The organism is Pseudoclavibacter sp. RFBI5 (assembly GCF_002931395.1).
Lineage (GTDB): Bacteria > Actinomycetota > Actinomycetes > Actinomycetales > Microbacteriaceae > Pseudoclavibacter.
Genome location: NZ_PSYA01000004.1, coordinates 126,960 through 139,382, shown reverse-complemented (window position 1 = coordinate 139,382; position 12,423 = coordinate 126,960). Strand labels below are relative to the sequence as shown.

Genomic DNA, 12,423 nt, shown 5'->3' with positions numbered 1-12,423 from the left:
GACGAGGAGTTCAGTCCTCGCTCTTTCCCCACGCCGTCGGCCTGGGCCCCGATTCCGCTTCCGAGTCTGAGTCCGAGCTCGAGGTCACGGCGTCGAGCAGCACGAGGTCGCTCAGCCGGAGGAGTACACGGGCATCATCGTCCTGCTGGCCGTGGACGAGCTGCACCACGAGCCTCGACACGGGCCCCCTCCAGGAGAGGCGGAGACTGCGCTGGCGCGACCCCAGGTTGCGGAACGGGTCGGCTTCCGAGCCATCACCCCCGAGGCCGCGTTCACGCTCGAAGGTCAGACCGGAGGAGGTGACGACGATCCGCGCATCCTCGTCATCGACGTCCGGGATCTTCAGCAGGGAGAACGAGACGCCCTGCACCGCTCGGCTGAAGGCGATGCTCAACCGCGTCGCCCTGCTCCCCCGAGCCGGCGACACAGCAAGATGCCTCCCGACCCCCTTCAGCGCGGTGATCGTCGCCCGCTGCTGAACACCGACGCTGGAGTCGGTTGTGGCGTCGAACTGAAGATCGAGCGGACCGTTGGACGTGGAGGTGAGGACCGTGCCGACGGGCGCGCCGACACGGTAGCGACGCCAGGACACCAGGCTGACGGGCGACGTCGACGAAGAGGGCCCGCGCTGCAGGGCTCGCCGGAGCTTCGGGGGCAGTTCTTCCCCGGCGCGAGGGCCGGTATTCGATGCAGGCAACGGTGGAACGCTTTCATTGACGGTTGTGATGGCGCGCGAACGCTCGAAGAGGGCGAGGGTTCAGCGCCGCCCAGGGTGGGGTGCGGGCTGGAACTCCCTGCATTCTTCTGCAGCACGGCGTCTCCTCGAGAACCGTGAAAACTTGCCCAAATGACCACCACTGCGCCTGATCGGCGCACGTGCCCGGCACTGCCAACCAGCAGACTATGCGGGACCGCCTGGGACTTGGATGGTCCGAAGCCGTGTAATCGTCGCCAAAACCTCTCCGATCAAGCACAAAGGTACCCTCTGGATGTTCCAGAGGGCACCTCCGATCTCGCGGAAAGGGAGTCGCTACGCCACCTTCTTGGCCCACCCCATGGTGAGCTCCCGAGCAGCGCGCCAGCCGGCGTACATCGAGTCGGCCTCATCCCGCGAGCGCTGCGGCTCGAAGACCCGGTCGACCTTCCACTTGCTCTCGACCTCCTCGAGGTCCGCAAAGATACCCGCCGACATTCCGCCGAGCAGCATGGCGCCGAAGATGGTGGCCTCCGCGATCTTGGGGCGCACGACGGGAATGCCGAGCACATCGGCCTGCAACTGGCAGAGCAGGTTGTTCTTGACGGCGCCGCCGTCGACGCGCAGCTCAGAGATGGAGATCTCGCCACTCTGCGTCGCGGCCTCGACGACGTCGCGGGTCTGGAACACCATCGATTCCACGGCGGCGCGGATGATGTGCAGTCGGGTGGTCGCGTTGCTCATGCCGATGATGGCCGCGCGAGCGTGGGGGTCCCATGTCGGTGCCGCAAGACCGGTGAAGGCGGGAATCAGGTAGACCCCTTCGGTGCTGGCCACCTGACCGGCGTACCACTCGCTGTCGGGGGCGGCGTGGATGAGCTGCAGGTCGTCGCGCAGCCACTGCATGGTCTTGCCCATGGCGAAGAGCACGCCCTCGATCTCGTACGAGGTCTTGCCCTCGACAGTCCAGGCCACGCTCGGGGTGAGCCCTTCGATGCGCTGCGGCTTGTCACCGGAGTTGATGTTCAGCACGCCAGCGGTGCCGTACGTCATCTTGCTCAGCCCCTTCCTGAAGGCGGCCTGCCCGAAGAGGCCAGCCTGCTGGTCGCCCAGGTTGCCGCCGATCGGCACTGGGGCCCCGAACGTCGCGCTGAGGTCGCCGACGATCTCGCCGCTCGGCACGATGTCGGCGAGCATCTTGCGAGGGATCCCGTAGTGACCGAGCAGCTCTTCATCCCACTGGAGCGTCTCGAGGTTCATCATCATGGTGCGGGAGGCGTTGGAGGTATCGGTCACGAAGGCCTTGCGGCCCGTCAGGTTCCAGATGAGCCACGTGTCGATCGTTCCGGCGAGCAGCTCGCCCGCCTCAGCTCTGGCCTGGGCGCCCGGCACCTGGTCGAGGATCCAGCGGATCTTGGAGGCCGTGTAGTACGCATCCGGGATCAGGCCCGTGCGCTCCTGGATGAGCGGGCCGATGCCCTGCTCGACCCAGCCTTCGACGACTTCCACCGAGTGCCTGGACGCCCACACGATGGCGTTGTAGATCGGCGCGCCCGTCTCCTTGTCCCACACCACTCCGGTCTCGCGCTGGTTGGTCATGCCGACCGCGCTGAGGTCGCTCGGCTCGAGGTTCGCGTCGCGCAGAGCGGCACGAATCACCTCGAGCTGGGTGTTGAGGATCTCGCGAGGGTTGTGCTCGATGAGGCCGGGTCGAGGGTAGAGCTGCGTGAGCTCCGCCTGGGCGAAGCCCACGACGTTGCAGTCCTCATCGATGATGAACGCGCGGGCACTCGTCGTGCCCTCGTCGATGCCGAGAATGTACTTTGCCATTTCGTCCCACTTCTTTGTGATCACGGGGCGGTGTTCCGCCAGAGCCGAGCGTACGATTGGTGTACGAACATGTCAATGCTTGCACATGCATGTATAGACTTGTATATGCTCATGGGAGTTCGCGTCAACGGTGACGCGTGTCGAGAAAGGCCTCGCCCATGGAAATCGACCTGTTCTCCATCCTCGCCGCACTGGCAGGTGGCTTCTTCGGAGCAGCGATCGGAAGTCTGCACGCCTTCGTCTTCACCGGTGTGCTCGTCATCGTCGGGTTCGTCGCACAAGTCGCGGTCCCGGATGCACCCATCATCAGCAGCCTCGCGTTCGGTCCCGCTTTCGGCCCCCACATCGCGTTCGCCGGCGGTGTCGCCGCGACCGCGTACGCGGCACGCCGCGGCTACATGGAGAACGGCAAGGACATCGTCCTGCCCCTCGCCGCACTCGCCAAGCCGGACGTGCTCGCCGTCGGAGCCGTCTTCGGGCTCTTCGGCTACTTCGTGCAGAAGCTCATCGCGATCATCCCCGGCTTCGGCACCATCACCGACTCCGTCGCCCTGACCGTCGTCATCAGCGCCATCCTCGCCCGCGTCCTCTTCGGGCGCACCAAGGTCTTCGCCCGGAACAACTCAGGCAAGAGCGGCTTCGACTCCTTCGAGCCCAACGACGCCGGCTCCTGGATCCGCGCCCAGGAGAGCTTCGGCATCAACACGGCGCTCGGCGTCGGAGCGGGGCTCTTCGCCTCCTTCATCTCCATCACACTGCTGCAGGCCTTCCCGGAAGCCGCCAACGCGTCGACCTTCGTGTTCGGCATCTCTGCGCTCTCCCTGATCCTCCTCTCCGCAGGCCAGCCAGTGCCGGTCACGCACCACATCACGCTGCCGGCCTCCATCGCGGCCGCGACCTTCTACCCCCTGGTCGGCGAGAACGCCGCCCTCGCGATCATCATCGGCGCCGCGGCCGGCGTGCTGGGAGCCTGGTTCGGGGAACTCTTCGCCCGCCTGTGGCAGTCTCACGGCGACACGCACATCGACCCGCCGGCAGCAGCCATCTGGCCGGCGACGACGATCGTGCTCGGCCTCGGCGCCGTCCTCGGAGCCGCCGGCTGACGACGGGCTCCAAGCACCCGCCGCACCACGCAGCCGCTCGACGCCCGACCGCCTGACCTCGATCCGACCCGACCCGACCCGACCCGACCCGAAGGAGCACCCCCTCGTGCCAGCATCCGTGAACCTCGACACCGTGCGCGCAGTCGCGCTCGATGTCGACGGGACCATCGCCGGAGCCGACCACCAGCTCACCCCGCGCACGACAGCAGCCCTCCGCTCGCTCGTCGAGCACGGCATCCCGGTGATCCTCCTCACCGGACGGGCGAGACAGAACGTGCTCGAGCTGGCGCGAGAGGCGGGCATCCGCAACACGGTCGCAAGCAACAACGGGGCGGTCATCTTCGACCCGGTGGAGGACACCAACACGACGATCACGCCGATGACGCACGCCGAGGCCAGGCGCATCCTGGACCTCGGCGCGCGCCTCGGGCTCGAACGCACCTGGTGGTCGGTCACCGACATCTACGTCGACCGGGACGGCGAGTGCTCGCGGATGCTGCGGGAGCTCAACGAGCGGGACATCATCGTCGGCGATCCCGACGAGCTGCCTGACGACATCACCAAGGTGATGCTCTTCGGCAGCGAGGCGGAACTCGACGAGGTCGCCGACCGCATCTTCGACGCCGCGCCGTCCGGCACCCGCTCCATGTACTGCTTCTTCGAGTTCGTGGCGCCGGATGCGACGAAGTGGCATGCGCTCGAGACCATGCTCGAGGAGCACGGCGTCGACCCAGCGCACACCCTCGGCCTCGGCGACGGCGGCAACGACCTCGCCTGGCTCACCCAGATCGGCTTCCCCTTCGCGATGGAGAACGCCCGCCAGGAGGTCAAGGACATCGCGATCGGCGTCGTCGGCCACCACGCCCACGACGGTGCCGCCGAGATCCTCGAGGAGCTGGCCAGGAGCATCGGCGCCGATGCCCCGGCACCGACCGCCAAACAGCAGGAGCTCGCCGAGCAGCAGGAGGACCACTGATGGACATCGAATTCGTCCCCGCCGACCTCGCCCTCGAGCGCGACCTGATCCTCGCGAGCTACGTCTTCACGCTGCCGGCGAGCCAGGACGCGCACGCCGTCGTCCAGCGCTTCGCAGTCGGCCAGACCACCGGCACCTGGCTTCCCGTCCCCGGCCTCACGCGCGAGCTGCGCGACAGGCACGAGGCGCGCATCGTGCGCATCCAGCCCATCCCGGCCGCCGACACGACGACCTCGGCGCCAGACGACGCGAGCTGGTACTTCGCCACGATCGGCGTGCCGGCAGTGAACATCGGGGATTCGATTCCGCAGCTGCTCACGACCCTCATCGGCAACGACGCCTCCACGTCGCTCGAGGCGAAGCTCGTCGACCTCGAGGTCCCGCGAGCGCGCCTCGACGCGTTCGCTGGCCCCCGCTTCGGCATCGAGGGACTCCGGCGGGTGCTCGACGTCGAGTCGCGCCCCCTGCTGCTCAACATGCTGAAGCCATGCACGGGCCTGACCCCCGACGAGGGCGCCGCGATCGCATACGAGACGGCACTCGGCGGCATCGACATGATCAAAGACGACGAGCTGCTCGGCAACACCACCTTCTCGCCCGTCGTCGACCGTGTCATCGCCTACAACGAGGCGCTCGACCGCGCCGCGCAGGTCACCGGTCGGCGCACCATGTACATCCCGAACGTCTCCGACCGGCCGGACCGCATGCTCGACACTGCCAGACGAGCCGTGGATGCGGGAGCTCGCGCCGTCATGGTCTGCTACGCCAACGTGGGCTACGGCTCGGTCGAGGCGCTCGCCGACGCGGTCGACGTTCCCATCCTCGGGCACTTCGCCGGCTCAGCCCCCTACTTCGAGAACGCCACGACAGGCATGACCTCGCCCATCGCGAGCGGCCTGCTCCCCCGCCTCGCGGGCGCCGACCTCGCGCTCGTGAACACTCCGTACGGCGGGTACCCGATCACGCGGCTGCAGTACCTGCAGACCGCGCAGCAGCTCAAGGTGCCCCGCCCTGGCCTCCGCAGCACGGCGCCCATCATCGGCGGCGGCGTGCACCCGGGCACCGTGGCGACGTACGTCGGCGATCTCGGCATCGACATCGTGCTGGGCGTCGGCGGCGCCATCCAGGGGCACCCGGGCGGACCCGCGTCGGGAGGCCTCGCCATGCACCAGGCCATCGACGCGGCGCTCGCGGGCCGCGACGTCCGCGACTCCGACGGGCAGACACCGGAGCTCGACGCGGCCATCGCAGCCTGGGGCACCCTCGACTAGGCGTGCCTCAGAGCTGATCGCCCGGCACCTTCGGCTCCGGACAAGGTCTCTCGCACGAAGTCCTAGCTCCAGGCCACGACGAGTCGTGCGGCATCGCCGGGCAGCATCGGGTCCAGGCCCGTGACCTCGGCGAACCGCCGCAGGCGATTGCCGAGCGTGTTCCGGTGGCAGAAGAGCTCTGCCGCCGACGCGCTGATGTTCCCGGTCCGCAGATAGCTCACGACCGCTTCCCGTAGACGAGTCTGCTCAGAGGGGCCGCAGCGAGCGAGCGCCGCATCGACATCCGCCAGGAGCGGCACCCCCGCATCGACGACTGCGCGCTTCGCGAAACGCGCCCACCCCCGCTCCCACGTCAGAGCATCGACCTCGTCTGGGCCGAGCAGACGAGCGAGAGACAGAGCGACTTGAGCAGTCTGACCGAGCTCGGGGAGCCCGCGACGAGCCTCCACCAGGCCAACCCGCTGCTCCCGCAGGCGTTGGAGCTGGGCGGCGGATGCAGCAGTCCGGTCACCCCACGGACTCCGTGGCGCGAAGGCGATGATCCCGTCGGCGACCGTATGCGTGAAGAATCGCGTGCCGACCCGATCGAAGTCCGCGAGCAGCAGACGCAGCGCCTCCGTGTCCGACCCCACGGCGGCGCACACGAGCAGAGGCGCCGAGACCTGCACACCGAGATGCGCGGCGACAGCCTGGAGCCGATCGTTCGCCGGAGCCCCTTCGAAGAGACTTGCGATGTGGCCTTGCAGCACCGCCGACGCCTCGCCCTGCATGCGTTCACGCTCGGCGACGTACGCGCGCTGCGCCCGGTGGGCGTACTCGTCGACGGTTCGGATGACGACGGCCGTGTGCCGCACGATGAGGCCCGCGTCCGAGGGGGACGCGGTCCGAGTCACGGCCTCCCAGAGCACCTGGAAATCGGCGTGGATGGCCGACATCAGGGAACTGAGCGGAACGTCCGCACGGGCGCGTGAGACACCGACACGATTGGCCACCTCGACCACGTCCGGCAGGCCACCCTCCCTGAGCCCGTCGATCATCGCATCGAACGCCTGGGTCGCCGTCCTGCGAATCTCGGATCGCGGCACCAATGACGAGGCGTAGCCGGGAATGGTGAAGATCAGGTCCATGAACGCTTCGACAAGCTGCGGCACCTCGATCAGGTCGATGATCGCGAGCCAGCGCTCGCGGTCCTCCGTTCGGGGATGTCGGGAGATCCCCGAAGGGGAGGGTGAGGTCATGACCTCCACATTATGTGCAGATGCACTGATTTGGGGAGCAAGATGGGAGCCGATGCCCCCGAAATGATGACGAACCTCCTGGGAGGCTTCCTGTGGGCCCCCGCATACGGCGGTTGCCGGCCAGATCCTCACTGGAGATCATCATGAGCCACCACGCACCGACAGCAACGATCGAGTACAGCGCAGTACAAGAGCTGAGCTCAAGAGACGCCAACAAGGTCGCCATCGGCGCACTTGTCGGCACCGCACTCGAGTACTACGACTTCTTCCTCTTCAGCGCAGCCGCAGCGCTCGTCTTCAACGTGCAGTACTTCACCAACGAGAACGCGAGCGCAGCAGCGCTCGCCTCGTTCGCCACGTTCGGTGTGGGCGTCGCCGCCCGCCCGCTCGGCGGCATCATCTTCGGGGCGATGGGCGACCGGATCGGGAGACGCAAGACGCTGATGATCACCATCATCGGCATCGGCCTCATCACCGGGCTCATCGGCATCCTGCCCACCTACGCGGCGATCGGCATCGCAGCCCCGATCCTGCTCGTGCTCCTCCGCGTCGTCCAGGGGCTCTTCGTGGGAGGTGAATGGTCGGGAGCGCTCACGCTCGTCGTCGAGAACGCTCCCCTGCACCTGCGGGCGCGCTACGCGGTCATCCCCCTCATCGGCTCTCCGATCGGAACGATCCTGTCGTCAGGCGGGTTCTTCCTCATCACGTTCTTCTTCACGCAGGAGAACTTCGACTCGTGGGCCTGGCGGATCCCGTTCCTGCTCTCCCTTCCGCTGCTGCTCATCGCCATCTACATCCGCAGCCGACTCGAAGAATCACCGGTCTTCCGCCAGCTCGAGGCGGCCGGCGAGACAGCGCCGACGCCGGTCCGGACGACGTTCAAGCACAGCTGGCGCCAGATCCTCGTCGGACTGGGTGCCTCGCTCCTCGGCATGGGCGGCTTCTACCTGGTCACCACCTTCTGCGTCTGGTACGGCGTCAACGTGCTCGGCTATGAACCGTGGCTGATGCTTCTCGGGACGATCGCCGCCGCCACGGCGGAGATCTTCGTGATCGTCTGGGCCGGGAGGCTCGGGGCGCGGTTCGGCTCCAGCCGCGTCATCTTCTGGGGCGGAATCGCGTCCGCGATCGTGGCGATTCCCGCCTTCATGCTGCTCACCTCAGGTATCCCGACCCTGGTCATCCTCGCGATGGTGCTGGCCGTGTCGACTCTGTCGTTCCCCTACGCCGGCACGGGAGCCGTCTTGACCGGACTCTTCCCCGCGAGAACCCGGTACACGGGCGTGGCGGTGGCGAACAACACGGCCGCCATGGTGGCCGGCTTCGTGCCGCTCATCGTCACGGGACTGGTCGCGACGGCGAATGACTCCTGGTGGCCCGCCGCCCTCATGCTGGCACTCATCTCGATCATCACTGCCGTCTGCGGTGCCATCGCGCCGCGCTTCAGCGTCAGCCTTCCGGGGTTCAAGCACTAGCACCTCGTCGCGCGGATCAGGGCGAGCAACGAGCAACAGGGAAGAGAGAGCACCATGCACATCGACGTGAAGATCCGGGCCCACGAGATCCTCACCATGGACCGGGCGCGACCGAAGGCGAGCTGCGTCGGAATCCTCAACGGACGCATCGTCGGGTTCGACCAGGACCTCACCGGCATCAGTGCTCGCGAGGAGATCGACTTCGGCGACGCCTGCATCACCCCGGGATTCATCGACGCGCACTGCCACACAGCATGGTGGGGGCTCAGCCTCGGGGCGGTCGACGCCGGCGACAGCCCCACCTACGCATCCCTGTACGGCGCGATAGAGGCAGCTGTCGCTGCGGTCGACGACGAGCCTGGCGCCTGGATCCACGTGACGGGCTTCAATCAGGCTCGCTATGACGGCAGATACCCCAGCCTCGAGCGGCTCGACGAGATCACCGGTGATCACCCGCTCTCCATGCGCCACACTTCTGGACACGCCTCCATCGTCAACACCGAGACGCTTCGAAGGATCGGCGTCTTCCGGGACGGCTTCGAACCGCCAGCAGGCGGAGCTGTCCTCCTGGACGAGAGCGGTGCACCGACCGGTGTGCTCGAAGAGGCAGCGCAAGGCCTTGTCCAGGCACTGCTCATGCCCTATTCGCAGGATGTGCTCGTGGACGCGATCGAAGCTGCAACCGCCAGGTACGCCGCCGAGGGCATCACCAGCTTCTCCGAGGCCGGCGTCGGCGGCGGCTGGATCGGGCACAGCCCTGTCGAGGTGGCCGCCTACCAGGCCGCGGCCGAGCGAGGCTCATTGCACGCTCGCGCTCAGCTCATGCCGGCCGCAGACGCCCTCCGTCCGCTCCACGCGCACCCAGCCGACTTCCACGGCCATGGCGAGGGGAGGGGCCTCGATCTGGGCGTGCGCTTCGGCTTCGGGACCGACGAGGTGCGGTTCGGGCACGTCAAGGTGTTCCTGGACGGGTCACTGCTCGGCGCGACGGCAGCCGTGACCGAGGACTTCTGCGGGCACGACCACAATCGCGGGTACCTGCTCGATGAGCCTGCGCACTACCGAGAGCAGGCGCTCGCCATCTACCGCTCGGGCTGGCCGCTTGCGCTGCACGCCATCGGCGACGCCGCCATCGACCTCGCTCTGGACCTGATCGAGGAAGCGCACTCGCTCTACGGCCCCCTCCCGGCGCCGTGCAGGATCGAGCATTTCGGGATCGCCCGACCAGACCAGGTCACACGCGCCGGGCGCCTGCGAATCGCCGTGACCCCTCAAGCAGGGTTCATCGGGCCCCTCGGCGACCAGATCCTCAAGCGGGTCGGGGCAGGACGCCGCGACTGGCTCTACCGTGGGCGGTCGATCATCGATGCCGGGGGGATCCTCACCGGCTCGTCGGATCTGCCAGTGGCAGACAACAATCTCAGGAGAGGCATGCAGTCAGCCGTGGACCGCCTAACCGCGGGCGGCGAGATCCTCGGGACGCGCGAGGGAATCACGCCGGAAGAAGCACTGCGGACGCACACGGAGTGGGCCGCGAAGGCAACGGGGCAGCTGCGAGACAAGGGCACCCTCGAGGTCGGCAAGCTCGCCGACATGACCGTGCTCGCGTCCTCGCCGATCTCGGCGACGGATATCTCGGCGATCGAGGTCGTCGCGACAGTACTGGGCGGAGAGCTCAGCTACGACTCGCGGAGCTCCGCCGTTGGCGGCCCGGCCCCGATTCCCACGACGATCAGAGACAAGAGAGCAGGAGCAAGATGAACGTGTCCGATGCGACCGCCCAGAGCACACCCCCGACCGGGGGAAGGCAAGCTCCCGGCACTCCTGGCGAGACAGCGGAGGGTCTGCGAGAAGTCCTCCATGCGCAAGCACGCTTCGACGAAGCCCTCTCTCACCTGGACGCCGGGGAGCTGCGGGACGCCTCGCTCCTCCCCGGTTGGACGCGCGCCCATGTCATCGCGCACGTGGCCTACAACGCACGCGCGCTGGCTCGCCTCGTGGACTGGGCGGCGACTGGGTCTCGGAACCCCATGTACGAATCCCGAGCGGCACGCGATGCAGAGATCGAGGCCGGGTCTCAGCTGACCGCCGCGCAGCTGGCACGACTCTCGGCGGCGGAGGCGCGGAGCTTCGAGGCCGCCTGGTCCGCGCTCCCCGAGGACCGCTGGGACTACCAGGTCCGGGACGGACGGGGGTCGCCACTCGCGGTGAGGGACACGCTGGAGCTGAGAACCCGCGAGCTGTGGATGCACCTCATCGACCTCGACGCCGGAGTCACCCCGAGCGACGTCCCCGCCGTCCTCCAGCGACGCATCCTGCAGGAGGTCCTGGACACCTGGGCTCGTCACGACCACTTCGTCAGTGCCGTGGCGACGGATGACCGGAGCGCGTTCCACCCGTGGGCCTCGGCCGAATGCGGGCCAGGGGTCCGAGACACGGACCTGCGGGTCTCCGGCACGCTCTCCGACCTGCTCGCATGGGCAACTGGTCGGTCGCTGTCGGGAGTTGCGGCCGCAGACTTCCAGGGCCGGCCACTCGACACCGCGCCGCCCGCCAAACCCTGGATCTAGGCGCCTTCTCGGAGCACCAGGCGACCGAGGCGGACGCCGTCACGGCGGCTTACGCCGTGCTCGCCCGCGGCGTCCAGTCTCGCGAGAGCATCATGACGAGGAGCGCGACGGCGGTGAGCGCCGCGGCGACCCAGATTGGCGCGAGCGCCCCCACCCACAGTGCTAGCCCGAGCGCACCGAGTACCGGTCCGGCGGCCGCCCCGATGTTCAGGGCAGCGGTCGCGTAGGAGCCGGCCATCGTGGGCGCTGCGGAGGCTTCGTACAGGACTCGGGCGATGAGCGTGCTGCCGACTCCGAACGAGAGCACCCCGAGCACGAGGACCAGAGCGAGGAGCAACGCAGGGTGGGTGGCGCCGCAGGCCATCGCGATCCATCCGGCCAGCAGCAGTGGGCCGCCGACGGCGAGGGCAAGGCCGGGGCGCTGATCGGACATCCGACCCGCGATCGTGACGCCGAGGAACGAGCCGACGCCGAACAGCACCAGCGCGACGGGAACCCACCCTTCGTCGAGCCCCGCAGTGTCGGTCACCACGGGTGCCAGGAACGTGAACGCCGCGAAGGTGCCGCCGTTGATGAGCGCGCCGAGCCCCATCGCTCGCAGGAGCCTCGGTGACGCCAGCTGAGCGAGCTCGGCGCGCAGACTCGGCGCGACGCCGCTCGCCTCGTCCCGAGCGTTCCTCTGCGGGATGCCCCGGACGATCCCGATGAGTGCGGGGACACAGAGGATCGCGATCCCCCAGAACGTCGCGCGCCACCCCAGCGCGGTGCCGAGCAGAGCGCCCGCGGGCACGCCAGCGACGGTGGCGATCGTCGTGCCGGACAGCAGGATCGACAGCGCACGCCCCTTCCGGTCCGGCGGAACGAGTGTCGTGGCGACGCCGAGGGCTACCGCGAGGAACCCCGCGTTCGCGAGCGCACCGAGCACCCGCGTGACGATCAGAGGCGGGAACGACGTCGCCACCGCGCCGACGACGTGGCATCCCGCGAACATGCAGAGACAGACGATGAGCGTCAGCCGCGGTGGCCAGCGTCGAGCGAACGCCGCCATAGCGGGCGCACCGACGACCATGCCGATCGCGAAGGCCGAGGTCAGGAGACCCGCGGTGCCGACCGAGACGTCGAGGTCTGCGGCTATCGCGGGAAGCAGACCCGCGAGCATGAATTCGGATGTGCCCATGACGAAGACGGCCAGGGCAAGCAGGTACAGGGCAAAGGGCATCGAGGACTCCGAGGTGAGCGATCAAGAGAGGGAACTCCTGTCACCAC

General features: G+C 68.1%; 10 protein-coding genes. 6 read left to right on the top strand and 4 right to left on the bottom strand.

Annotation, left to right across the window (positions count from 1 at the left end):
• Nucleotides 1-10: 10 nt before the first annotated feature.
• Nucleotides 11-697 carry a hypothetical protein gene (locus C5E06_RS03550; RefSeq protein ID WP_146081292.1) on the bottom strand — a complete coding sequence of 229 codons (687 nt, stop codon included), beginning with the start codon at nt 695-697 and terminating at the stop codon, nt 11-13.
• Nucleotides 698-1,030: 333 nt separating this feature from the next.
• Nucleotides 1,031-2,524 (bottom strand): glycerol kinase GlpK, encoded by a 1,494-nt coding sequence (locus tag C5E06_RS03545; protein ID WP_104243095.1) that lies wholly within the window; start codon nt 2,522-2,524, stop codon nt 1,031-1,033.
• A gap of 158 nt (nt 2,525-2,682) precedes the next feature.
• Between C5E06_RS03545 and C5E06_RS03540 the strand changes: the two genes are divergently transcribed.
• From C5E06_RS03540 to C5E06_RS03530, 3 genes are all read left to right on the top strand, one after another.
• Complete coding sequence (locus tag C5E06_RS03540) at nt 2,683-3,627, top strand: hypothetical protein (protein WP_104306019.1); 945 nt, start codon at nt 2,683-2,685, stop codon at nt 3,625-3,627.
• A gap of 106 nt (nt 3,628-3,733) precedes the next feature.
• On the top strand, nt 3,734-4,603 hold the full coding sequence (locus C5E06_RS03535) for an HAD family hydrolase (RefSeq protein ID WP_104341834.1): 870 nt from the start codon (nt 3,734-3,736) through the stop codon (nt 4,601-4,603).
• A complete protein-coding gene (locus tag C5E06_RS03530; RefSeq protein ID WP_104306017.1) occupies nt 4,603-5,874 on the top strand; it encodes a RuBisCO large subunit C-terminal-like domain-containing protein in 1,272 nt (423 codons plus the stop codon). The genes C5E06_RS03535 and C5E06_RS03530 overlap by 1 nt, the downstream gene beginning before the upstream one ends.
• A 62-nt stretch (nt 5,875-5,936) precedes the next feature.
• On the opposite strand, the gene C5E06_RS03525 is transcribed toward C5E06_RS03530, so the two are convergent.
• On the bottom strand, nt 5,937-7,112 hold the full coding sequence (locus C5E06_RS03525; protein ID WP_104243104.1) for a CdaR family transcriptional regulator: 1,176 nt from the start codon (nt 7,110-7,112) through the stop codon (nt 5,937-5,939).
• Nucleotides 7,113-7,255: 143 nt separating this feature from the next.
• Here C5E06_RS03525 and C5E06_RS03520 point away from each other — a divergent pair, with 143 nt between their 5' ends.
• From C5E06_RS03520 to C5E06_RS03510, 3 genes are read left to right on the top strand one after another with little or no spacing between them, the layout of a single operon-like run.
• Nucleotides 7,256-8,587: an MFS transporter gene (locus C5E06_RS03520; protein WP_104243106.1), complete on the top strand. Its 1,332-nt coding sequence runs from the start codon at nt 7,256-7,258 to the stop codon at nt 8,585-8,587.
• 54 nt (nt 8,588-8,641) lie between these two features.
• Nucleotides 8,642-10,348, top strand: a complete 1,707-nt coding sequence (locus C5E06_RS03515) for an amidohydrolase (protein WP_104306016.1) — start codon at nt 8,642-8,644, stop codon at nt 10,346-10,348.
• Entirely contained in the window at nt 10,345-11,157 is an 813-nt protein-coding gene (locus tag C5E06_RS03510) for a maleylpyruvate isomerase family mycothiol-dependent enzyme (protein WP_104306015.1), read from the top strand. The genes C5E06_RS03515 and C5E06_RS03510 overlap by 4 nt, the downstream gene beginning before the upstream one ends.
• 49 nt (nt 11,158-11,206) lie before the next feature.
• Here the strand turns inward: C5E06_RS03510 and C5E06_RS03505 are convergent, their stop codons facing one another.
• Nucleotides 11,207-12,376 carry a Cmx/CmrA family chloramphenicol efflux MFS transporter gene (locus tag C5E06_RS03505; RefSeq protein ID WP_104306014.1) on the bottom strand — a complete coding sequence of 390 codons (1,170 nt, stop codon included), beginning with the start codon at nt 12,374-12,376 and terminating at the stop codon, nt 11,207-11,209.
• Nucleotides 12,377-12,423: the final 47 nt, after the last annotated feature.